Raw genomic sequence first — 23,053 nt, 5'->3', positions numbered from 1 at the left:
GTATAAAAGAACAGTATAGATGTTTAGAAAATATTGACCTTTCTTGTATAAATTAATTTCCTAATTCTAGTTGATTCTTAATTAGATTAAAATAATCAGCTTTATTATCTACTAATTGGTCGTGATTTCCTCTTTCCACAATTTCACCATTTTTAAGAACAATAATTTGATCAGCACTCTTTACGGTAGAAAGCCTATGAGCAATGATAATCGCTGTTTTACCTTTAAAAAATTCTTGCAGATTATTGTGGATTACTTTTTCATTTTCAGCGTCCAGGGCACTGGTAGCTTCATCAAAGAAAAGGTAATGAGGGTTTTTATAAATTGCTCTTGCAATCAGGATACGTTGTTTTTGCCCCCCTGAAAGTCCAATTCCTGATATTCCGATTCTTGTTTTTGTTTTTAAGGGTAACTTCTTTACAAAATCTAGTATATTGGCAACATGCATTGCATATTGGAGCTTTTCAAAGTTAATGATATCATCACTTGTCGCGATATTGCGTTCAATAGTATCTGAAAAGATGTATCCGTCTTGCATTACTACACCACAATTTTCTCTTAGTGCCTTTGGGGAAATACCGTTAAGATCATCATTGTTTATTATGATCTCTCCGGATAAAGGATCATAAAATTTCAATAAAATTTTTAATAAAGTTGTTTTACCACTTCCACTTGCGCCTACAATTGCTGTTATTTTTCCTTCCGGAATTTCTACGCTCACATCTTTGAGTATATAATCAGAATCAGAACCCTCATATTGGAAATAAACCTTTTTTAAGGTAATGCCTTTCTCCTCAACATCGTTTCCTATCGAAAGCTTCTTTTGATTTGTGGATTCTTCTTCTTTGTGATTTTGAACCTCGTCCAGTCTGTCTAAGCTCAATCTTGCATCTTGAAGAGATCTGAAAAAAGTGATAATTTGATTGATAGGAGAATTCATTTGACCAATAATATAAGATACACTTAATAGTTCACCAATGGTCATGTTTCCCTTAATAACAAAATTGGCGGCAAGAAATGTTACAATAATGTTTTTTAATTGATTGATAAAATCAAATCCTGACAGTTGAACCTGGTCAAGTTTTAAAATACGGACATTTATTTTAAATAATTTTTTTTGAATTTTCTTCCACTCGGATATTTTAAAGCTTTCGTATTGATTGAGTTTCATCTCTGAAATCCCATTGAGTATTTCATAAATAGCTTCCTGGTTTTCACTTTTCTGCCTAAATCTGAAGTAATCTAAGGCCTTTCTTTTTTTCATCCAGAATAAAGACCATAAAATAGATAAAACTGTTAATAATAAATAAACGAATAGAATCGTAATATTATAATACCATAAGATCCCGAAAAAAACGGAAAAAGTAATCAATGAAAACAAAGTCGTTAAACTATTAGATGTGAAGAACTGTTCAATTCTTTCATGATCCTGAATCCGTTGATTAAAGTCTCCCAAGAGTTTAGTGTCAAAAAACTTAATGGGAAGCTTTACAAATTTCATTAAGAAATCAGAGATAACATCAATATTTATTTTTGTTCCAATGTTTAATGCAATAAAATTCCTGAATACTGAAAATACCATATTCCCAATAAAAAGGAATAATTGAGCAACCAAAACAAAAAATATAACATTAACGTTCTTTTTGTCAACACCATCATCTATAAGTTTTTGAGTTAATATTGGAAAAGCTAGGGTGGAAATTGTTCCTAAAAGAAGAAATAAAAACATATAAAGGAGTTGTCTTCTATAAGGTTTTACATATCTTATCATGTCTTTTAATGAACTTGATTTTTCCTCATGAGCATTTTGCAAATAAAATTTTTCTGTTGGCTCAAAAAAAACAGCAATACCCTTCTCTCCATCAGATAGCCAGGCATCCTTAAACTTTTCTTCTGAAAGAGATAGTAAGCCGTGTGCAGGATCAGCTATTTTATATATTTTCTTTTTATTGAAATAATTTTTTGAGATTTTATATAAAACAATAAAATGATCCTGATTCCAATGTAAAATACATGGAAACATATTATGCTCAAAACTATCTGTTGTCAGTTTTCCGGTAGTAACTTCAAATCCTAAATTTTCTGAGGCTTCTCTTATTCCTGAAAGTGATACACCTTCTCTGTTTACAAAACATTTTTCCCGAAGATAATGTATACCAAAGCTTTTACCATAATGATTGCATATCATTTCTAAACATGCAGGGCCACAATCCATCTGATCGCGCTGAAAAACAAAGTTGAACATTAGCTTTTATATTTTGTTCTTATTATAAACTGCCTCACTTAATCTTTTATCTAAAATTGAATAAACTAAAAATTCGTAAAGTATATTTTCCTTATTTGAGACTCTTGTAATATGCATGTGAATCATATTGCCAATATAATACTTTGGAGTATGAGTATTTGAAAATCGGAGCTTTAAAAACTGATCTTTAATTTTTTTCCTAAACACAGCAGGAACAACCGCATCATTCATGAAAACATTGGTAATATTTTCAGCATTACTCAAATACTTTTCATTGACCCATTTTGTTTTATTTGAAATTCCATTACCTAAACGATTCTCCAAATTATTCTTCATTTCTCTGACGAAAGATAATTTGTCGGTGATTTTTTCAAATACCATATCAATGTAAAAATCAATTAATTTAATACTATATATCCAACTATCTATTTTTTTTGTAAAAGAAAGATTAATGAACTTCATTGATTCTTCTGAATCTATGTAGAAAATTGTCTCTATGACATCTATATTAGAAGATTCATACCTTTCTATTTCGCGTACATAAGTGTCAATAAGTATATTGTTTACATATAACTGCTCCATCAATGAACCAAGGAAATAAGTTAGCTTTTCATTAACATGACCATAGTGCTCTTTACTGATATTTATTCTTAACCTGATATGGAACTCAGAATCAATAAACATAAGATAAAAAAACTTCTTAATTTCTTCACTCGCTACCATCTTCTTTAATTTATCAAAAAGAAGTATGAGAAACTTTGTTGAATATTCCTGATTTATATAAATCTTATAATACAACCATTCAGAACCGGGAATAAAAAATCTTTCTTTCCTGCTAATCTTTGAACTGTTGAAAATTGGCTTGTAATTAGGTGCAGTAAAATCATGATTTTTAAAAGGGATAAAAAACTCATTGTTATGGGGTTCTCCATTGTCAGAATAGATAACGGAGTCAAGGTTTTTTGTCAATACTTCATACAATAACATTTCTTTCCTTTTATTCAGCTCAGTCAGAAATATTTTAATCATTTTTTCATTTTCACTGTCAATATAGGTTTCTATATCATCAATTACAAATTCAAACCAACGAGGTATTCCAATCTTTTCTCTCTTTGTATTAAATATTTTTACTGCATTTTCTATGTCTTTTTTATTGTATTCATTTTTAATATTATCCTCATATAAGAAATCATGTACATTCACTTGCCAGCTTTCCTTGTTTAGTATTATGTTCTTGTACATCAGTCTTGGAATGTGCTTATAGTATTTATGATACTTTATTATATTAAGAAAACCAATAGTATGGTTAAATTGAGTATAATAGTAATCAACCAAAAATTTGATCATAGGTAATATATCTGATTTATCGAGATCTATTGCCGTTGAAAAACAAGGGATTACTATTTTTTTTAATTTTTTAGATATAATTACTAATTCCCCGCGATGTATTTTTAAAAACAAATCATTTATTGGAATACAATACTTTGAATTTTCTTTACTGTGTATAATAATTCTATACTTTCTAAATCTTGATCTATTGAGGATATTTCCCTGATAAATATTAGGTAAAAAATCAAGTTCGGCTAGTATAGTTTCAGAAAACTCATTATCTTCATAATGGGCTATTTCTGAACATAGTGAATGGATCTCTTCATTAGAATTGGTAAACCGTGATAAAATCCTTGTAGGACTATGCGGAGATATGGATTTGATATAAATAAAATCAGAATCATTTTCTTTATACAAACTAATTCTAGCACATCCTGTAGGACTTCTATTTGTCTGATGGGTTTCTTTCAGTTTTAATATTTGGTTTAATTCAGTATCACTTATCGAGCCTACTTTATTACCGAGATTCTTATTTATTTTTTTTAGGAAAAAACTATCTATTAATTCAAAATCATTTTCTTCAGATTTATTATTTACATATAGAATACCTTTTTCAGGATCTAAAGCATCTAAAATTGAAACGGACTCTTCTTCAAATCTTCTTTCAAATTTCTTTTTGAAATCATTGATGTTAATGGCAAAAAAATCATCCTGTTTGAATCTTACTAGAAATTGATTGAGAATATTAATCGACTGTTTGATCAGTGAAGTTTGTGTATTGGAAAAATTTTCTTCAGACGAAAAAAAAGTATTCACATAGAGTAAATTATCATTTTGAGAAATATTCCCGCTTTTTGCTTGCTTTTTTTGTACATTATATTGGAGCTTTATCCTATCATTAAAGTTAAGATGGTCCATCTTATCCAATAAATTATTGATTTTATTGTTACTTTTCTGTAAATTATCGAACCCTATGGTTGAAGGTTCAAAATCGGAGATAAGTATTTTGCTTTCAATAAGTTCATTGATGAACTCACTAGCGTCTTCATATTCTATATCCTCGTCAACTATTGAATAAATGACTTCTTTAATAGTTTTTCCCTGGTTCATTAAAGAAAATATCTTTTTGATATAAGAATTGCTATCAAATGAGGTGTAACTATAATTGATATTGCCATTGGTATCAACCTTAAAATCAACATACCGATACTTTCCTTTATTATATTTAACGGTTGGGTTTACACTAAATTCACAGTCTTCATAATTTTTTTTCGATAGTAGATAAATGTTTCTTTTGTAAGATAGGCTTAGATCAAGTAATGATTTAGTGCGGGTATCCTTAATTGTCAATTTTCCGTTGTTATTTTTATCATAATCTGTCTTTATTAATCCTAATCCTGAAAAAACACCAAATGGAATCGTTCTATATCCAATTCTGCTAATATATTTTGTTAATGTATTATTTAATTTTTCATTTTCATTTTTTTCATTGATTAGTTGAAAATATAAAGAAGGAGAAGATAAAAATATAGAATATGTTAAAAATTTATCATCCATAACGTTATATGAGTAGTTTTTATCACTTGTAAGGGAGTTTAATTTTGACAAGGAATAGGCTGGTACTCTAAAGATATGGTAGGAAAAAAAAGATATTTTCATGGTTTTTTGTTGCGAATTTAGAAAAATATTATATTTTTGTCAAACTAATTTTAACTAATAAATCACAATGAAAAAACAAAAAACATTGAAGAAGCTAGTGTTGAACAAAGAAAAAATCGACACTATTGTAAAAGGAGAAGAAAAGTCAATTAAAGGAGGCTTTTTCGGATCAAGAGTGCTTTGTACTCAAACTAATGCAGATGTAGGATGTACAAGTCATACCAGCTGTAACGGTAGCGGACATAGTCCGGGAAGTGGGACAGTATTTTGTGATGTATTTTAACTTTTACCACTAAAAATTATAATGTGCTATATAAATTGTATAGCACATTTTTTTTAATCATTTGTAATGGAATATAATCAAAGAATAATAGAGTCAATAGAGACGATTAAAGATTTTGTTATAAGTATCCAAGACCCTGATGATTTCTCAATTGGTTCAGGTTTATCTGCTAAAAATCTTTTCTTATATAATTATGCTTTAACTTTTAAAGATGAGGAGGTATTAGAGTCTGTAATTAGTAGCTTTGAAAGCGTCTATGAATCTTTAGAAAATAAACTTAATAATTCTGGGCTTATAGGTGGCTGTACAGGAATTGTCTGGTTATATCTGTATTTTTGTAAACACGGAGCCTTTGATCTGGATTTGGATCTTATAGATTTTTTCGATGAATTTTTTATAAAGAGCACGTTGCTTGAAAAGGAAAATGGCAACTATGATTTATTTTATGGTTTTTTAGGATATGCCGTTTATTTTTTGCAAAAATCAAAGATGGGACTATCTCAGAATAATGATCATCTTATTTTGTTTGTAGATTCTTTAGAAGAAACTGCTCAAAAAGATGAAAATGGAGTTTTTTGGGTAGACAAATATGATAGCACTACCATAAATTTGGGTCTAGCTCATGGAATTCCTTCGATAATATCATTTCTGGGAAAGGTTTATTCAGAAACTAAATATGAAAAAGCAAAAATATTAGGAGAGCAGAGTATCAACTGGATCTTGTCTCAAAAAACGGATCAACTGGATTATTGCTATTTTCCAAGTAAAATTAAATTAGATAACACGTCTGAAGTAAATCATAAAGGATCACGAATGGCTTGGTGTTATGGAGATTTAAGCATAGCTCATTCGATCATTGCTTTTGGCCAAAGTACAGATAATGAAAATATAATTAAAGAAGGAGAAATCATTTTGCTTAAAACCTTGAGCCGGAAAATTTCTGATGAAAGTTCAAGTATTAATGATAAAGGATTTTGCCATGGTACCTCAGGCGTTTTTTATTTATATAAAAAAATAAATGAATCCTTAAATAAGTATGATATTACGGAAAAATACTGGAAGGATGAGCTAGTGAAACAAACAGACTTAGAATCTTTTTATAGTCATGTTTTTTATGAAAATACTTATAAGTATGCTCCTGATATAGGATTAATAACAGGATTTTGTGGTATAGGTCTTGTATTACTCAGTATCGTCAATGAAAAGCAAGACAATAGCTGGGAAGATATTTTTATGATATAGTAAATAGTAATTTTTTATGAAATTTTTATTTTTTTTTATTTTTTTAGGGACTTTATTAGATGCTCAAACCATAACAGGCAAAGTACTATCGCAAGATGACGGAAGTCCTGTTCCTTATGCTAAAATTGGCATTGGTACTGAAGAAAACGGAACTATTGCTGACGAACAAGGCAATTATACGCTTGATTTAAGTGCGGTAAATAAAGATTTAAACTTAACGGTAGTTGTGGGAGGTTTTGATCAATTTTCATTTCCTATAAACAGCTTCCTAAAAAATAGTACCCACAATATTCTTCTAAAAGAAAAAGTGAGAGATATTGCCGAAGTTGTCCTTACTCCTAAACGATTTAAAGAGAAGCATTGGGGAGTAGATTCTAAATCGAAGAAAATTTTGTTTGCGACCTATCCTGAAAGAAAAAAGGAAAAAGAAGAACAATCCCGGGAATTAGCGATTAAGTTTTCGAACAGTAAAAAGGTGAAAATTCAGAAAATAAACTTGAATATTGCAGATTTTCAAACCGATGTACCTGTTGAATTACGAATCAATGTATACAATGAAAAAAATGGTACCCCAAACGAATCTGTTTTATATAAGGATGTTACAGCGGTCGTAACAAAAAATTCTATTAAAGATGGTACATTTACCCTTGATGTAAGTGATCAAGATATTTATGTAAACAGCGATTTTTTCGTTAGCATACAATTTATGAATTTTTTTAAAGGACACATATTTCTTAGCGGAGCTTTACTTAAAACGGTATTTAAAAGAAAATACTATGGCAGCTGGGAAAAGTCATCAGTAGCTTCTCCCGCTATCAATATTGATGTAAAAGTTGAAAAATAAGTATTTGATTTTCTTTTGTTGTATATGCTTATGTATTGCCAATACGGTAGATGCACAAACTATTATTGATGGAATTGTTTTATCAGAAGAAGGACATTATATTCGTGATGTACTGGTATATAATATGGGAAATCAGAAAAAAGGGTATACTGATTCTGAAGGAAAATTTTCCATTGAAGGAAATATTAATGATGAGATTAGATTTCTCAAAGACGGATATGAAAGAAAGTCAGAAAAAGTTAATAATATCTATGCTTTAAAAGTTATACTCATAAAAAAACCTTTTGAAATTGAGGAAATTAAAATAAATAATCTTTCGGGTAATTTGTTGAAGGATTTAAAACATACAAAGATTGATCATTCTAAAGAAATATTAGAAAAAGAAATTGGGCTTCCAAAACTCAAAGGTGTCCAAAGGGAAAGAATACCTACAGTGAGTAATGACGTTATTGTCCCTCTTTTATTCGGGTCAGTAAAAATTGATGCTGTATATAAATTAGTTAGTGGTGATGCCAGAAGAATGAAGTCTTTATACAAGTATCAAGATTTACAGGTCAAGGTTCAATGGATTAGAGACCGAATTGATGATGAGTATTTTATCAAATTTGACATTCCTACTGAAAAAATAGATGAATTTTTAGAATTTGCGCTTCAATCTAATCCCAAAATACTTTCAGGTATAAAATCCAACAGAATTGAGACCGTTCGTTATGAATTAAATAGTTCTATTGATGTATTCAGGTCACGGCTAAATAAAAAACAATAATTATTATTTTCGAGTTTAGATTGGTTTTAAAACCGAATCTTTGCCATTGATAAAAAAACAAAAGCAATCATAATTGATTGCTTTTGTTTTGTTGTAGACCCACAGGGATTCGAACCCCAACTGATGGTACCAAAAACCAGAGTGCTACCGTTACACCATGGGTCTATGTTATTTTTTGGTGATGCAAAATTATAAAAAATATTTGATTGAAAAAATATTTTTTGCAGATCGATGACAAAAAAAAGTAGTGTTTATCTATAATGGCGTGATTTTTAATTAAATACATGACCGAGTAAATTCATGAAAAGGAGTTCTCGAAATGGTATTTTTTAATCACTAAATAATAAAATCTTATCTTTGCAAAAAATTGGGCTCCAAAAGTTGGAGATACCCATTAATAATTTCATTTATTAAACATTTTTATGTCAAATATTGTCGCAATCGTTGGGCGTCCCAACGTAGGAAAATCAACACTTTTTAACCGTTTACTAGAAAGAAGGGAAGCCATCGTAGATTCTACGGCTGGTGTTACCAGGGACCGTCATTACGGGAAGTCGGACTGGAACGGAGTAGATTTTACAGTTATAGATACCGGCGGATATGATGTAGGAACGGATGATATTTTTGAAGAAGAGATCCGTAAGCAGGTTCAGCTGGCAATAGATGAAGCTACGTCTATCATTTTTATGATGAATGTAGAAGAAGGCCTTACTGATACCGATTACGAAATTCACGAACTTCTTAGAAGAGCAAATAAACCCGTTTACATCGTTATCAATAAAGTAGATTCTGCCAAAGAGGAAATAAATGCTACTGAATTCTATCAGTTAGGAATTGAAAAATATTACACTTTGTCTTCAGCTACAGGTTCCGGAACAGGAGAAGTCTTGGATGATATTGTTAAAGATTTCCCTACTACAGATTATAAAGATCCTTTCGAGGGATTGCCGAAAATTACGATCGCAGGTCGTCCCAATGTTGGTAAATCCACTTTAACGAATGCTTTGCTTGATGTAGAAAGAAACATTGTAACTGATGTTGCAGGTACTACAAGAGACAGTATTCAGACTCTTTATAATAAATTCGGACACGAATTTGTTTTAGTTGATACTGCCGGAATGAGAAGAAAATCTAAAGTAAATGAGGATTTGGAATTTTATTCGGTCATGAGATCTATTCGTTCTATTGAATTTTCAGATGTTGTGATCATTATGGTGGATGCAACGCTTGGCTGGGAATCTCAGGATATGAATATTTTCGGTTTAGCACAAAAGAACAGAAAAGGAATTGTGATCGTTGTGAATAAGTGGGATCTTATTGAAGATAAGAAAACCAATACGGTTAGGGATTTTGAAAATTCAATTAAAGAGAAGATCGGGCAGTTCAGTGATATTCCAATTCTTTTTGTTTCAGCATTGACGAAGCAGAGAATCTTGAAAGCGGTGGAAATGGCAATGGTTGTATACGAAGACCGTAAGAAAAAGATCAAAACTTCAAAATTAAACGAAGTGATGCTTCCTATTTTTGAGCAGACTCCGCCACCAGCTAACAAAGGAAAGTATATTAAAATTAAATATTGTGTACAGCTTCCAACGCCGTCACCACAGTTTGTATTTTTCTGCAACCTTCCTCAATATGTAAAAGAACCTTACAAAAGATTTACTGAAAACCAATTGAGAAAGCAATTCGGGTTTACCGGAGTTCCTATTGAAGTGTATTTCAGACAGAAATAAAAAATGATCCCTTTTAGATTTTTCTAAGAGGGATTTTATTCATATAAAATTTAATTGTTTAAATAAAAAGTTTTTTCAGAATAATGAATACAATTGTATTGTCAAAACAATTTTCTTTAGTAAACTCCTGGATCAATGAGCTTAGGAATATAGACATCCAGCATGACAGAATGAGGTTCCGTAGAAATATGGAACGTATCGGCGAAATTGCAGCTTTTGAGATCAGCAAAGGATTGGAATACAAAGAAGTAGAGATTCAAACCCCTTTAGATAAGATTAAAGTTCAGGAGATTGCGGTTCAGCCTGTGATTACCACCATTTTAAGAGCCGGAGTGCCTTTGTTTGAAGGGATCCTGAGTTATCTGGACAGAGCAGACTGTGGTTTTGTTGCAGCCTACAGAAAGCACGATGCCAATGATTACTTCTCGATCAAACAAGATTATCTTACCTGCCCGAATATTGAAGGAAGACCACTGATTGTGGCTGATCCGATGCTGGCAACAGGTGCCTCTTTAATTGAAGCCATCAAAGACCTTTTAACCAATGGAACTCCAACCCAGCTGCACATTGTTGTGGCAATCGCTTCCAGACAAGGAGTGGAAACCATTGAAAAAGCTTATCCTGATGCAAAAATCTGGGTAGGGGCTATCGATGAAGGATTGACATCAAAAGGATACATCACACCAGGACTTGGTGATGCCGGAGATTTAAGCTACGGTGAAAAACTACAACGATAAATTAAGAAAGACTCCAGAAATCTTTCATCAGATCAAATAATAAATTGGGCCGTACTTTTTCCATAGGATGCTTTGTATCGGGAAGTATGGCCAATTTTGCATTCGGAATACTACGGTAAGCAGCAATACTTTCCTCTATACTGACCATCTGATCTTTATCTCCGGTCATGATTTGTACCGGAATCGCAATAGCCCAAAGGCTGTTTTCATTCAGAGGTGGATTTCTGCCCAGTGAAACCATCATTTTTGCAATCGCAGGCAGTAACTGTTTCCATTGAGGCCCGTGTTGATTTTCCAGTTGTTCATCATATTTTGGCACCTTCAAAACAATCGCTTCCGCGTCAAGCATTTTACTTTCCTTTAAAGCCTGTTCCTCCGTCCAGTCGAATTTTGTGCCCAGGGTCATAATAGAGTTAATTCTTTCAGGATATCTCAGCGCACAGCAAAGTGCTGCATAACCTCCCATGCTGTGTCCGAAAATACAGACCTCTTCTAAATTTTCTTTTTCCAGATAATCCTTTACTTCATCAGTATATTTTTCAATGCTGATACCACTTTCCGGGAGCTCTGTATTTCCATGTCCCGAAAATAAAAACGGATGGATATTAAAATATTTTGACAGAACCTTTTCATAAGGCTTAAAAATATCGCGGTGTCCCAATGCACCATGAAGTAAAAGAAGATTTTTCATAATCAATAGTTGACTGGAAAATTAAGAAAAAGAATTGAGTTTAAGGGGTCCGAAGGAAGGTTTTGAGTTTCAATATGTGAGTAAGCCACTCCAGGATTTGCAAACTCCTTACCTCGAAACCCACGCTCCGGGAACTTTCAAACTATACATCGACTGCCATCACCAGAATGCTGACCTTATTATCACCAGCATTTAAAATTTCCCAGGCGATTGACGATACTGTGTTTCCCGTTGTGAAAACATCATCAATCAAAAGAATATGCTTTCCCGAAATTAATTTTGAAAGAGAAAATGGATTCGTCGCTTCCTGACGATGTTTTTTATCCTTTAATGCCTGAGCTTTTGAGTAGTGATTTCTTTGGATCAATTCGTGGTCAAACGGGATGTGATAAAACGTTGACAATGTTTCTGTAAATACGTGCAGCTGATTATACCCTCGCTCCTTTAATTTTTTAGGATGAAGCGGAACAGATACCAGAATATCAGGTTTGTCATCATTGAAATTCAAACGTTCTGTGGTCCATTCGGCAAGAGTTTTACCGGCATTTTCCCTGCGCTTATATTTCAGTTCATGAATAAGCTTTTGGCTTAAACTATCCTGCTCAAACTTCATTAAAGCATAGGTATTTTCAATGGGAAACAATAGTGTACATTTTTCTTTAATGATGTTATCACCAAAATAATCAAAATGGGTAAAATGAATCTGTTCAAAACATAAACTGCAAACCAAAAGATCTGCATCTATGATCCGGTTGCATTCAATGCAGCGGTTGGGAAAAAATAAATCTAATATCATTGTGTGTGTTTTTTTTAATTAGAAGTTAGATACCGTATGTGGAAACTTTAATTTTGCATCTATCATCTATCATCTATCATCTATCATCTATCATCTATCATCTATCATCTATCATCTATCATCTATCATCTATTATCTATCACTTATCACCTGTTTCCTGATCTTCTCAATCGCATTTTTCATACCAAGGTTAAAATGTTCCTTTTCCAGCCGGATCGGCGGTGACTGCCTTACTTCACAATCCGGAATGCTGCACGACTCGCAGGTAACTCCTACATTGATTGTCTTTAAAGTCGGGGATTTTATAAAACCTATTTTTTTAATGGTTTGAGAATTAAGTAAAATTCCCAGGCAATAGCTTCTGTTGCTTCCATCTGAAAACGGATTCTTCTGTGAAGTGGAAATCACCAGATAGCTCACGCCCTGATCTTTGTAATGTGAGATCTGGGCATCGGTAAGGGTTTCATTTTCCTTTAGATGATGCAGGTTTTTTACGGCAATCCATCTCCGGCAATAATGTTCGTTCATCGCATTGGCGTGCGGCGCCTGCTGGTGATTCAGGTGAAGTTCCTTTAAAATCTGAATCTTATCCGAATTTTTTTTCTTGACCAGACACAGGTAAAATAAATCTTTTATCCCCAATTCAGAAGATAGAAGATTGGTCAGCCGGTAATAAAAAGTTTCCGGAGAATCTGTAAAGCTTTCAATCAGCTCTTCAAAACTTTTCGGTTCCCAGGTGTGCTGAAGCAAAAATTCTGAGGTTTTTTCAAGCGTCTGTTCCTTGGAAATCAACAAAGCACCGGCAAAATAAGAAGCATAAAAATTATTCAGAATTTCTTCAAAACTTCCGAAATCCAGCCACGAATAGGTGTTGGGACGAATTTTTAATTCCAAAACATTAAATCCTATTTCTTTGGCCAGAATAAAGGTTCTCTGATCTTTTTCAAGCTTCTGGTTTAAAAGTAAAAGTTTTTGTTCAGGAACGAACAGCGAACGCAAATTATCCAGAATTCCGAATTGTTCAAAATCCTCAGACCAGATGCTGTAATGAAACTTTTCCGTGAGAATACTTTCCAAAACAGAAGCTCTCAGATCTTTGTTGATGTCCAATCCGTTTTCTTTGATGAATTCTACTGTTTTATCCTCAATTTCAGGGAAATAATTATCATACAGCTCCTGAAAAGATCGGAGTACCGCAAAATAAAAACGTTCTTTTCCCAAATTATAATTCTGCGAGATCTCAATCAGCGCATTAATAAAAGCAGTGACCTTTTTGGGAGCATCACTGATGATGCTGATCAGATTGTTTTTACTGATTCCAAAAAGATCCAGCGGCACTTCCTTGAAGAAATCCGATTGAAGAATCTCGTTAAATGGAGCTAAGCTTTTGTCGAGTTTAGTAGAAACCAGCTCGTCAAAAGTACAGCCCAGTGATTCCGAAAGCTGGATGATCTTGTCATGCTTCGGATATTTTTTTCCGTTTTCAATTTCATTGAGGTAAGATTTGGATAGTCCGGTCTTTACCGCAAGATCCTGCAGAGACCAGTTTTTCTTTTGTCTCAGCTGTTTCAGCTTTAGTCCGAAAACGGTTTTGATAAAATCACTTTCTGAATTCATATTCAAATATAAATAATTGAATGCGATTATTCGCATAATAAATTTTAAAAATAATTAGCGAACGTTCGCTGTTTGTGAAAATTTTTATTTATGTTTGTAACATCAAATCACAAAATCAATAGGTTATGGAAACCAGGACTCAATTAAAAATAAAAGATAAGAAACAGTTTGACGATGTTTTTACTCCGGAGATGACCGATTTTCTGGCAGAACTTCATCAGAATTTCAATGCAAAAAGACTGGCACTTTTAGAAGAAAGGAAAAAAACACAGCAGCTTTTTGATTTGGGAAATCTTCCTGAGTTTTTGCTGGAAACCGAAGAGGTAAGAAACGGAAGCTGGACCTGTGCGCCACTTCCCTCTGACCTTTTAGATAGAAGGGTAGAAATTACAGGACCTGTAGACCGGAAAATGATCATTAATGCATTAAACTCCGGCGCATCTGCTTTTATGGCTGATTTTGAAGACAGCAACTCGCCAACCTGGGAAAACTGTATTCAGGGACAAATAAATCTGGCCGATGCGGTAAGAAGAACTATAGATTTCACGACTGAAAATGGAAAATCTTACCAGCTTAATGAAAAAACAGCCGTTCTTCAGGTGCGTCCAAGAGGTTTACATCTCCCGGAAAAACATGTGGAGATCAATGGTGAAGAAACATCAGGTTCGCTCATCGATTTTGGAATTTATTTTTTTAACAATGCTCAGCAGTTAATACAAAATGGAAGTGGCCCCTATTTTTACCTTCCGAAATTAGAACATTATAAAGAAGCACGCTGGTGGAATGAGGTTTTTGTTTTTGCCCAAAATTATCTTGGAATTCCGACAGGAACTATCAAAGCAACGGTGCTCATCGAAACCATTACCGCTTCATTTCAGATCGATGAAATTTTATTTGAACTAAAAGAGCACAGCGCCGGACTGAATTGCGGAAGATGGGATTATATTTTCTCATTCATCAAAAAATTCAGAAACCTTCCGGAATATTTAGTGCCCGACAGAGATCAGGTGACCATGGCTTCACCGTTTATGAGTGCGTATTCAAAAAGAGTGATCGAGATATGTCATAAAAGAAACGTTCATGCTATCGGAGGAATGGCAGCACAGATTCCTGTGAAAAATGATGATGAAGCGAACAATTCGGCTTTTGAAAAAGTAAGAAAAGACAAGGAGCGTGAAGTGAAAAATGGTCACGACGGAACCTGGGTGGCTCATCCTGCATTAGTCTCCGTTGCAAAAGATATTTTCGATGACCATATGCCAACGCAAAATCAAATTGATAAAAAATTGGAATACCACATCAAAGAAACAGATCTGTTGGAAGTTCCAAAAGGTGAAATTACTGAAAAAGGAATCAGAAAAAATATCAACGTAGGTATTTTGTATCTGGAAAGCTGGCTGATGGGAGTAGGGGCCGCAGCTATTTACAATCTGATGGAAGATGCCGCTACCGCAGAAATTTCCAGAACACAGTTGTGGCAATGGCTACAAAATGAAGCAAAGCTGGATAACGGGCAAATATTGACCCGAGTAATGATTCTCCAATGGGAAGCAGAAGAGATGGACCACATCGAAAAGTATGTAGGTGAACAGCGTTTTAAAAATGGAAAATTCAATCTTGCGAAAGAGCTTTTCAATGAATTGGTATTCTCGGAAAAATTTGAAGAATTCCTGACTTTGAAAGCATATCCTTTCATTGAGTAATCGTGTAAAACCCATCGAATTTAACTCATAGCGTACCAATGATATCTCAAATAGTGCTAAAACTCACCCTAATCCCTGAAACCTATCCCATAATCCATAACAAACAACAAATCCAAAATAGTATGAAAACAAGACAAGAACAAATCCAGGCTATAGAACAGGATTGGCTGAACAATCCCCGCTGGACAGGAGTGAAAAGAACCTATACTGCTGAAGAAGTACTAAAACTTCGCGGTTCTTATAAAATCGATTATACGATTGCGACAGAAATGGCAAACAAATTCTGGGATAAATTAAATAACCAGGATTATGTGGCAGGACTTGGTGCATTAACCGGAAACCAGGCGGTTCAGGAAGTGGATGCTGGACTGGAAGCGATCTATCTTTCAGGGTGGCAGGTAGCGGCTGATGCCAATTTATCAGGAGAAATGTATCCTGATCAGTCATTGTACCCGGCTAATTCAGTGCCTTCTGTGGTGAAAAAAATAAATAATGCTTTATTGAGGGCAGATCAGATCCAGTCGGTGAGTGGAAACGGGGATAAGGAGTATCTGGTTCCCATTATTGCAGATGCTGAGGCAGGATTTGGAGGTAATCTGAATGCTTTCGAACTGATGAAACAGATGATAGAAGCAGGAGCAGCAGGGGTTCATTTTGAAGATCAGCTTTCTTCTGCAAAAAAATGCGGACACCTGGGCGGGAAAGTTTTGGTTCCGACTCAGGAAGCTATTAACAAGCTGGTAGCTGCGCGTCTGGCTTCAGATGTATTGGGCGTTCCAAGTATTATTATTGCAAGAACAGATGCGGATGCGGCAGATCTTCTGACCTCAGATATTGATGAAAGAGATCGGAAATTTGTGACCGGAGAAAGAACTTCCGAAGGATTTTACGTGGTGAACAATGGAGTAGAGCAAGGAATAAACCGTGGTTTATCTTATGCGCCTTATGCAGACCTGATCTGGATGGAGACTTCTAATCCCGATCTGGAACAGGCAAGAAAGTTTGCAGAAGGAATTCATGCTCAGTTTCCGGGGAAAATGCTCGCTTATAACTGTTCACCTTCATTCAACTGGGCAGCGAGATTAAGTGTGGAAGAAATGGGGAATTTCCGTGAAGAGCTTGCAAAAATGGGGTATAAATTCCAGTTTATTACACTGGCAGGTTTCCATGCATTGAATACTGCAATGTTTGAACTCGCTTTAGCGTATAAAGAGAGGGGGATGGCAGGATATTCCGAACTGCAGGAACGCGAGTTTGCTTTGCAGCAGAAAGGATTCAGAGCTGTAAAACACCAGTCGTTTGTAGGAACAGGGTATTTTGATGAAGTACAGAATGTGGTGACTAACGGTTCTTCTGCAACCGTTGCTATGAAAGATTCTACGGAAACGGCGCAGTTTCATTGATCATTTTCCTTATTTAAATAAAATTTTCAAAGATGAACCTTCTCAGTTTTGAGAAGGTTTTTTGATCGAAATTAGAATTAAAAATTTAAAGTTTATATATTTGATTCGTAATGCAGAAGAAAGCATAATGGATTTAACATATCAAAAAGAAATACACATAACGGAAGAGCATATCGACAAGAATCATCATGTCAATAATGTGCAGTATGTACATTGGGTAGAAGAAATTGCCGGTGAACATTGGGATTCTTTGAAACACAAAACGGAATTTGCAGAATTCGCATGGATCCTCGTCGATCACCATATTCAGTACAAAAAACAAGTGTTCTTAAATGATGTGATCACCGTTAAAACCTATCCGAAACCTCCTGAAGGCATAAAACAACCCAGAAAAGTTGAATTCTACTGCAAGGATAAACTTGTGGTAGATTCAGATACGCTTTGGGTTTTGGTAGATCTGAAAACTCAGAAGATCAAAAGGCTGGAAAGTGACTGGCTGGATAATATTTTTGAAGAATCATAAGTTTTCAAAGCCATCTGAATCATCATCAAAACGGATCTGCTCCCAACTATAAAGTATCGATCCATTTGTACAGATCTGTATCAGCAGATATTCCGAATGATTTCCTCATTCTGCTTTTCTTTGTCTGAACGGTTCGTACTGAAATGTGATTATATTCAGCGATATCTTTTGTAGTGAAACCCAGCTTGAGAAGAGCACATAATTTAAACTCCTCGGACGTGATATTCGGATTTATTTCCATGAGATTAGCATATAAATTGGGAAATGAAGATTTTATTTTGGGTATGAAAGCGATATCATCATTTATCGCTAGTTTGACCAGATTCTCCAAATCCAGATCATCTTTTCTGTTGAGTTTTGTACGCATATCGGAGATTATTTTTTCACTTCTAAGAAGCTTCTGGTATAATTCCAAAACCGTAAAGTGTTTTAACATAATAAAATACCCGATAATCGCCAGTGCCACAAACACCATTATAAAAGTAATAAGTCTCTGATTTTTTAAAAATTCTAAATTTCCCATCTTACCAATGCTGAATATTCTGAAATCATAATAATGACTTATGAGAAATAAAATAAATACCGTAGCAAAAATAATGATGACATGCTTCACGGTTTTTCTTGTATTAAAAATAAACAGCGGACTGGTTAATAGCGGAAAGTAGTACAATGACATCCCATTTTCAAAACCTGATGTGGATGAGAAAAAGAAAACCACCAGAATGCAAAGCTCGATGGTAATAAGGCATGCTAAAGAATTTTGTCGAACCTTCGTAAAAAAGAAAAGGATAAGAGAAGTAACTCCTAATATAAACAACACTCCAAAATAATTTTCGAACCCAAACCACAAGTCCCTGAAACTGTTGAAAATCAAAATAACCCCTATAGAAAATGAGAATAAATTGAGTCTTTGGCCATCAAGACGCTTAAGGTGGTCTGCATCGGTATCAATATGCAGATTCAGTATATAATTCAGTATTTGATGTAGCATTTTTAATAAATAAATGTAAAAATATAATGCTTATTGATTGATAAATTTAAGTTTTAAAATTAATTTTCTGTAATATTAAAGAAAATAGTATTGTTTATATGTGCTTGTTTATCAGTTGAATAAAATTAAATTTTTCTTTAGCAAAACTTGAAATAACATCCCTGAAATGCTTTCTCTTAAAAAAACCGCATACCCTTTTATACCACAAAATATCTTTTCCATTTGGATACTGTGTTGCGGCTTAATTTAAAATGGATGGCAAGCTGGCTGTTGTTGAGTTGATTTTTTTTCTGGTAGTCAAGTATTTTAAAAATGTCTGTTTTTGTATATGAACGGTGCCTCTGGTTGGTTGCAAAAGTTTCTTTGTTCGGGAGGCCGAAAATTTTTTCGTTCAGTTCTAAAATGTCCATAACCGATAAGCTTTCCTTTTGTAATAATTGCATGCAGGAATCTCTTTTATTTGGAAACTCTTTTATAATGATGTCGTTATAGATTCTTTTATAATCAGGGATTAATTTTTCCATAAGTAGTTTTTATTTTAATTTCACATACCTTTTCTTCTTTGAAATACAGCAATAATACCTTTATTCTCCCTGGCCAACTCTTAGACAAAATGTAAAACCAGAAATCGGCAGGATAGTAGTTAAAGTCCTGTTCAAGAAGCTCTGTTATCTCTTTTTTGGATTTTCCCATGAGATAATCATAGCTGTTTTTTTTCATCTTTATATTTGCTTATCCATTTATAAAGAGTTGTTTTTGGGATTTTATAACGTTCAACAACTTCAAATTTTGACATTTCTCCCGACTGTATTTGCTTCAGAATAAAGCCAATAACTTCTTTTGTATAGATGTTTTTACGGAACTGAGGCAGGATTGTTTTTTTGTGTGTTTTGTTTTCTGCACTTTTCGTTACTGGAGCATACAAGATCAAATGCTGTGAATACAGCCTGAAAAAATCATATTCTAATAGCTTGCTCCATTTCAACAGATTTTCCGTTTCTACACTGGTTGCTTTGTAGATTTCCTTTATTGCCTGTTCCGTACATTGCATAAAATTGCAGATACGGGAAAGTTCTATTTTGCGTGCTGCAACTTCTTGTTCAATCAATGATCCTATTGGAATCTCTTTAAAATTCATTTGTTTGTATTTTTTGAAGTCCTATAGAAACCGGCAGACAGGTGATCTGCCGGATAGGAATTTATTATGTTCTGTTTTTATATACGCTTTAATATCAATGGATTTAGTCCTCATTGGTCCATTGTCAGCCCCTGCCATTACCGTGAAAAGATAAACGGTTTTTATGTCTTCCTGTGCGATCCGCTTGTTCCGGTTTGTTATTTGGATGGAAGCACAAAGCTGGTTGTCCCCTTGCTTTCATGACTGTATATTAAATAGTAACAAAATTTTTAATAAAATTTGAAATCATTGTTAGGATGACATTCTTTGTGCGGTCATAAAGACACGCCGGATGTTATTAGTAGGATCATTATCATTCAGGTTATCTACAGAAACAAAAACTGTTATTCTATACCAAATTAAGTCAACAATTAAATCTACTGTTTCTATCTCCTGTGAATCATCACTAAAGCTAGTGGCTGTTACAGCAGTTGAACTACCATTCATATTATCTCCCCAGTTAAGATAAATTCCGTTGTCGGTTTCCATATAACCTCCTGGGGCTAATAAAACGTTCGAACGCCGGAAATGGTCTATGCTCGATGATGATGCATACCATAGCTTGATATTACCCGAAGAGACATTAATTAAACGAGGATTGTAGCTAACCACTCCGGACCCTTGATTGGAGCTTACAGTAAAATTAAGATCCAATCTTACCTTTCCTCCTATAACAGCATTAAAAGAGCTGCCAATCTGTGTACTCAATAATCCTACGTACGTCGCGGGTAATCTATAAGTAAAGAACTGGTATTCACCGGCAGCCAATACTTTTCCAGGGCCAACTGATGCACTACAGCTTTGTCCTCCGATGGAAAGAGGAAATGTTGTTGTATTTGGACTGGATACCGTTGGTGTCCCGGAAATGCGATAGTTTAAAGTCCCGGATCCCTGCGCAAAATTACTCTGTGAAAGTGTTGCGGTAAGTCCGTTGACAGGTCCCATAGATTGTGCGGGGTAAATTCCTCCATTTCCTCCAGTATAGGCAACAGATAGGGTGCCTGCAAAAGGAACGCCGCTAGTATAGGTAAGTGGCTCCAGAGTTCCGTCTGTACATCTCAAACTACTTATGGTGCCAGGCTGTAATGAACGCCCATTAAAAGATCTCCATTGGGAACTGTCCCAATATACATATCCTTGATAGGTAAGGGCAGATGTTCCTAAATTAAATACTAGTAAACCGGTTGCCGGACTTGGAATTGTAACCGCATCGTCATACGCTGTTAAAGCTACTCTTGGACCTAAAAATCCTTTTTTATTTGTTGCGGCAAGCTGACTTACATTAAGTTCCAGAATAGCAGAGGCATCTGGATCTGCACCGATACCTGTTGATCCGGATGCAGTGACAATAAAATCATCTGCTAACTGTATTTCAGTGGGAGTTCCTGTGGCAACATTGTTTTTGCCGCCATCTATATTGAAGATCCCTTGTGGATTTTGTGTGTTGATACCCACCTGGCCGAAAGCTAACGAACCGATCGTTACTGTAAAGATGATATAAAATTTATTTCTCATTTTGTTTTCTCATTTTAGAAGAATGGAAAAGAGCTTTATAATAACTCCCTTCCTGAATTGATAGATTTGAACTCATACTTTTTTTCATATCGTGTATTTAAAAGAGGAGGAGGACGGATCTGTATTCCTGATAATAAAGTCCATTCGGATAATACTGTTTTGAAAGGTTGTTTTGGAAATTTTTCATTTTCGTATACAGCAAACCTGTTGTATGCATGCTGCAATACTGATTGTTTTCCCTTAAAAGGAGTGGTTATGATAACGGCAATATTTACTGATTTTTTACTGGAAACTATAACAGAGCTTTTATTGTCAGAGATATAGACTTCCCGTTGGGAAACCAATTTTAAAAACGTCTTTTCTGTTTTTCTATTTTTAAATTTTCTTGCAGTTATAGCAAAGGCTTCCGGTAATGACCTTTGTTGAATTTGAGAAGAACGCACAACGGCTTTGATATTGGATAACTGTTCCGGACTCTGTACTGTGGTGATGTCTTTAGCATGGCATGAAACCCAACTATTATATTTCTCCGTTCGAAAAATAATACTGTTCTTTTTAAGTAGATTGTCATCTATTCCTGTGTGTAATTGTGCATCGATATTGTAAAAAATGCATAGAAAAAGAAGCATGCAGGATGCTTTTTTCGTACGGTAAATGGTTTTCTTTAATTTGATTTTCACCTACTAGAGAATTAAGGTGCAAGATTAGCCTTATTTTTACGTATGTTAAAGGAATGAGATACGCTGCAGATACTGTATCTGTCTACTTAGACATACTACATAGATACTATCAAAAAAACAACACGAATTTAAGTTTATTATTATCAGTGATTTAATGCAGTTGTGGTGATGTTCTCAAAACGCTGACCTGAGCAATAATGAGGTGAAAGTGGATCCTTTTGTAAGATTATAACGACTAAAATTTATGGATGTGGAAAATCAGACTTTAGAAAGATCGTCCTTCACCGAAAAGATAACACGGGACTTAGAACGAGACCTTTACAACTGTCTTTACCTATCTTTTCCAAGAGAGACGGGAATCTTCAGTATTGCAGATGAAGAAAATTAAGAAAACTACTAATTATTCTCACGGATAACGGTAAAAATCACATCGGGTAACAATGTTTAAAAATTAATGAAATCAAATTTTATAATCATTTATTATTGACTAGTTATAAAACAAAATTAAGAGTAGGTTTTTTTCCTGCTCTTTTTTATTTTAAATTTGAGCATTATTTTATGGTTTCATTGATCGTTGAGACATATTTTGACACAATTAAATTTGACTTAATTGTAATATAATGAAAACCAGTTATTTAAAAATAGTACCTTTAATATGATACGTATTACAAAAATTTTCACATTCGAAACAGCCCACGTGCTGTACAATTATGATGGGAAATGTAAAAATATGCACGGACATTCCTATAAGCTGTTTGTAACGGTTAAAGGAAGAGTGATTAATGATTTGGAGAATTCCAAAAATGGAATGGTAGTGGATTTCGGAGATATTAAAAGTATCGTAAAATCTGAGATCGTAGACCTTTGGGATCATGCAGTCCTTGTTAATGCATTGTCTCCCCATAAAGAACTGGGAGAAGATCTTGAAAATAAAGGACATAAGGTGATCTATTGCAGTTTTCAGCCGACCTGCGAAAATATGCTGTACGCCATTGCTGCCAAAATAAAGTCAAAACTTCCGGCTGAGGTTTCTCTGGCCTATCTTAAACTTCACGAAACAGAAAACTCTTATGGAGAATGGTTCGCAGAAGATAATAAGTAACAGTAATTTATCCATAA

Annotated in this window: 21 protein-coding genes and 1 tRNA gene; 10 read left to right on the top strand and 12 right to left on the bottom strand. The window is 34.1% G+C overall.

The window, feature by feature from the left end:
- Positions 1-52: 52 nt before the first annotated feature.
- Both BW964_RS14925 and BW964_RS14920 read right to left on the bottom strand, forming a co-directional pair.
- Positions 53-2,245: a peptidase domain-containing ABC transporter gene (locus tag BW964_RS14925; protein WP_076508357.1), complete on the bottom strand. Its 2,193-nt coding sequence runs from the start codon at positions 2,243-2,245 to the stop codon at positions 53-55.
- Positions 2,246-2,251: 6 nt separating this feature from the next.
- Positions 2,252-5,233, bottom strand: a complete 2,982-nt coding sequence (locus tag BW964_RS14920; RefSeq protein ID WP_076508355.1) for a thiopeptide-type bacteriocin biosynthesis protein — start codon at positions 5,231-5,233, stop codon at positions 2,252-2,254.
- 85 nt (positions 5,234-5,318) lie between these two features.
- Between BW964_RS14920 and BW964_RS14915 the strand changes: the two genes are divergently transcribed.
- The 4 genes from BW964_RS14915 (at position 5,319) to BW964_RS14900 (ending at position 8,368) form a co-directional block, all read left to right on the top strand.
- Positions 5,319-5,516 carry a hypothetical protein gene (locus tag BW964_RS14915; protein WP_167369808.1) on the top strand — a complete coding sequence of 66 codons (198 nt, stop codon included), beginning with the start codon at positions 5,319-5,321 and terminating at the stop codon, positions 5,514-5,516.
- A 66-nt stretch (positions 5,517-5,582) separates the two neighbouring features.
- A complete protein-coding gene (locus BW964_RS14910; protein WP_076508352.1) occupies positions 5,583-6,758 on the top strand; it encodes a lanthionine synthetase LanC family protein in 1,176 nt (391 codons plus the stop codon).
- Between the two features lie 16 nt (positions 6,759-6,774).
- Positions 6,775-7,602, top strand: coding sequence for a carboxypeptidase-like regulatory domain-containing protein (locus BW964_RS14905; RefSeq protein WP_076508351.1), 828 nt, complete (start codon positions 6,775-6,777; stop codon positions 7,600-7,602).
- A complete protein-coding gene (locus BW964_RS14900; protein WP_076508349.1) occupies positions 7,592-8,368 on the top strand; it encodes a hypothetical protein in 777 nt (258 codons plus the stop codon). The genes BW964_RS14905 and BW964_RS14900 overlap by 11 nt, the downstream gene beginning before the upstream one ends.
- Before the next feature lie 94 nt (positions 8,369-8,462).
- On the opposite strand, the gene BW964_RS14895 is transcribed toward BW964_RS14900, so the two are convergent.
- A tRNA-Gln gene (locus tag BW964_RS14895) sits at positions 8,463-8,533 on the bottom strand.
- A gap of 257 nt (positions 8,534-8,790) precedes the next feature.
- On the opposite strand from BW964_RS14895, the gene der reads away from it, so the two are divergent.
- Complete coding sequence (gene der / locus BW964_RS14890; protein ID WP_047450295.1) at positions 8,791-10,101, top strand: ribosome biogenesis GTPase Der; 1,311 nt, start codon at positions 8,791-8,793, stop codon at positions 10,099-10,101.
- Positions 10,102-10,184: 83 nt separating this feature from the next.
- Positions 10,185-10,838: a uracil phosphoribosyltransferase gene (gene upp, locus BW964_RS14885; RefSeq protein ID WP_076508348.1), complete on the top strand. Its 654-nt coding sequence runs from the start codon at positions 10,185-10,187 to the stop codon at positions 10,836-10,838.
- Position 10,839: 1 nt separating this feature from the next.
- Here upp and BW964_RS14880 read toward each other — a convergent pair whose 3' ends face one another.
- The 3 genes from BW964_RS14880 to BW964_RS14870 all read right to left on the bottom strand — a co-directional run bounded on the left by BW964_RS14880 (position 10,840) and on the right by BW964_RS14870 (position 13,942).
- Positions 10,840-11,529, bottom strand: a complete 690-nt coding sequence (locus BW964_RS14880; protein ID WP_076508346.1) for an alpha/beta fold hydrolase — start codon at positions 11,527-11,529, stop codon at positions 10,840-10,842.
- Between the two features lie 142 nt (positions 11,530-11,671).
- Entirely contained in the window at positions 11,672-12,325 is a 654-nt protein-coding gene (locus BW964_RS14875; RefSeq protein WP_076508345.1) for a ComF family protein, read from the bottom strand.
- A gap of 132 nt (positions 12,326-12,457) precedes the next feature.
- On the bottom strand, positions 12,458-13,942 hold the full coding sequence (locus tag BW964_RS14870; protein WP_084175898.1) for a helix-turn-helix domain-containing protein: 1,485 nt from the start codon (positions 13,940-13,942) through the stop codon (positions 12,458-12,460).
- Between the two features lie 125 nt (positions 13,943-14,067).
- On the opposite strand from BW964_RS14870, the gene aceB reads away from it, so the two are divergent.
- The 3 genes from aceB to BW964_RS14855 all read left to right on the top strand — a co-directional run bounded on the left by aceB (position 14,068) and on the right by BW964_RS14855 (position 17,571).
- Entirely contained in the window at positions 14,068-15,645 is a 1,578-nt protein-coding gene (gene aceB, locus BW964_RS14865; RefSeq protein ID WP_076508342.1) for a malate synthase A, read from the top strand.
- Between the two features lie 122 nt (positions 15,646-15,767).
- The gene (aceA, locus tag BW964_RS14860) at positions 15,768-17,048 is read left to right on the top strand and encodes an isocitrate lyase (protein ID WP_076508340.1); all 1,281 of its coding nucleotides are present in this window, start codon (positions 15,768-15,770) and stop codon (positions 17,046-17,048) included.
- Between the two features lie 127 nt (positions 17,049-17,175).
- Complete coding sequence (locus BW964_RS14855) at positions 17,176-17,571, top strand: acyl-CoA thioesterase (RefSeq protein ID WP_076508339.1); 396 nt, start codon at positions 17,176-17,178, stop codon at positions 17,569-17,571.
- Positions 17,572-17,617: 46 nt separating this feature from the next.
- On the opposite strand, the gene BW964_RS14850 is transcribed toward BW964_RS14855, so the two are convergent.
- From BW964_RS14850 to BW964_RS14825, 6 genes are all read right to left on the bottom strand, one after another.
- On the bottom strand, positions 17,618-18,562 hold the full coding sequence (locus BW964_RS14850) for a helix-turn-helix transcriptional regulator (protein ID WP_076508337.1): 945 nt from the start codon (positions 18,560-18,562) through the stop codon (positions 17,618-17,620).
- A 197-nt stretch (positions 18,563-18,759) separates the two neighbouring features.
- Positions 18,760-19,086 carry a transposase gene (locus tag BW964_RS14845; RefSeq protein ID WP_076508335.1) on the bottom strand — a complete coding sequence of 109 codons (327 nt, stop codon included), beginning with the start codon at positions 19,084-19,086 and terminating at the stop codon, positions 18,760-18,762.
- Positions 19,067-19,255: a hypothetical protein gene (locus BW964_RS14840; protein WP_167369807.1), complete on the bottom strand. Its 189-nt coding sequence runs from the start codon at positions 19,253-19,255 to the stop codon at positions 19,067-19,069. The genes BW964_RS14845 and BW964_RS14840 overlap by 20 nt, the downstream gene beginning before the upstream one ends.
- Positions 19,256-19,262: 7 nt before the next feature.
- Complete coding sequence (locus BW964_RS14835; protein ID WP_076508332.1) at positions 19,263-19,700, bottom strand: transposase; 438 nt, start codon at positions 19,698-19,700, stop codon at positions 19,263-19,265.
- 291 nt (positions 19,701-19,991) lie between these two features.
- Positions 19,992-21,254: a hypothetical protein gene (locus tag BW964_RS14830; RefSeq protein WP_076508331.1), complete on the bottom strand. Its 1,263-nt coding sequence runs from the start codon at positions 21,252-21,254 to the stop codon at positions 19,992-19,994.
- 35 nt (positions 21,255-21,289) lie between these two features.
- Positions 21,290-21,934, bottom strand: coding sequence for a hypothetical protein (locus tag BW964_RS14825; protein ID WP_123911935.1), 645 nt, complete (start codon positions 21,932-21,934; stop codon positions 21,290-21,292).
- A 655-nt stretch (positions 21,935-22,589) separates the two neighbouring features.
- Here BW964_RS14825 and queD point away from each other — a divergent pair.
- Positions 22,590-23,036, top strand: a complete 447-nt coding sequence (gene queD / locus BW964_RS14820; protein WP_073335212.1) for a 6-carboxytetrahydropterin synthase QueD — start codon at positions 22,590-22,592, stop codon at positions 23,034-23,036.
- The last annotated feature ends 17 nt before the right edge of the window (positions 23,037-23,053 follow it).

Source organism: Chryseobacterium shigense, from assembly GCF_900156575.1.
Taxonomy (GTDB): Bacteria; Bacteroidota; Bacteroidia; order Flavobacteriales; family Weeksellaceae; genus Chryseobacterium; species Chryseobacterium shigense.
The sequence above is the reverse complement of the archived record's forward strand: the minus strand, read 5'-3'. Positions and strand labels throughout refer to the sequence as shown.

Excerpts from the sequence above, each read along its gene's own strand:
- BW964_RS14925 (WP_076508357.1), bottom strand. The coding sequence starts at position 2,245 with ATGTTCAACTTTGTTTTTCAGCGCGATCAGATGGATTGTGGCCCTGCA.
- BW964_RS14920 (WP_076508355.1), bottom strand. The coding sequence starts at position 5,233 with ATGAAAATATCTTTTTTTTCCTACCATATCTTTAGAGTACCAGCCTAT.
- BW964_RS14910 (WP_076508352.1), top strand. The coding sequence starts at position 5,583 with ATGGAATATAATCAAAGAATAATAGAGTCAATAGAGACGATTAAAGAT.
- BW964_RS14905 (WP_076508351.1), top strand. The coding sequence starts at position 6,775 with ATGAAATTTTTATTTTTTTTTATTTTTTTAGGGACTTTATTAGATGCT.
- der (WP_047450295.1), top strand. The coding sequence starts at position 8,791 with ATGTCAAATATTGTCGCAATCGTTGGGCGTCCCAACGTAGGAAAATCA.
- upp (WP_076508348.1), top strand. The coding sequence starts at position 10,185 with ATGAATACAATTGTATTGTCAAAACAATTTTCTTTAGTAAACTCCTGG.
- BW964_RS14880 (WP_076508346.1), bottom strand. The coding sequence starts at position 11,529 with ATGAAAAATCTTCTTTTACTTCATGGTGCATTGGGACACCGCGATATT.
- BW964_RS14875 (WP_076508345.1), bottom strand. The coding sequence starts at position 12,325 with ATGATATTAGATTTATTTTTTCCCAACCGCTGCATTGAATGCAACCGG.
- BW964_RS14870 (WP_084175898.1), bottom strand. The coding sequence starts at position 13,942 with ATGAATTCAGAAAGTGATTTTATCAAAACCGTTTTCGGACTAAAGCTG.
- aceB (WP_076508342.1), top strand. The coding sequence starts at position 14,068 with ATGGAAACCAGGACTCAATTAAAAATAAAAGATAAGAAACAGTTTGAC.
- aceA (WP_076508340.1), top strand. The coding sequence starts at position 15,768 with ATGAAAACAAGACAAGAACAAATCCAGGCTATAGAACAGGATTGGCTG.
- BW964_RS14855 (WP_076508339.1), top strand. The coding sequence starts at position 17,176 with ATGGATTTAACATATCAAAAAGAAATACACATAACGGAAGAGCATATC.
- BW964_RS14850 (WP_076508337.1), bottom strand. The coding sequence starts at position 18,562 with ATGCTACATCAAATACTGAATTATATACTGAATCTGCATATTGATACC.
- BW964_RS14845 (WP_076508335.1), bottom strand. The coding sequence starts at position 19,086 with ATGGAAAAATTAATCCCTGATTATAAAAGAATCTATAACGACATCATT.
- BW964_RS14840 (WP_167369807.1), bottom strand. The coding sequence starts at position 19,255 with ATGGGAAAATCCAAAAAAGAGATAACAGAGCTTCTTGAACAGGACTTT.
- BW964_RS14835 (WP_076508332.1), bottom strand. The coding sequence starts at position 19,700 with ATGAATTTTAAAGAGATTCCAATAGGATCATTGATTGAACAAGAAGTT.
- BW964_RS14830 (WP_076508331.1), bottom strand. The coding sequence starts at position 21,254 with ATGAGAAATAAATTTTATATCATCTTTACAGTAACGATCGGTTCGTTA.
- queD (WP_073335212.1), top strand. The coding sequence starts at position 22,590 with ATGATACGTATTACAAAAATTTTCACATTCGAAACAGCCCACGTGCTG.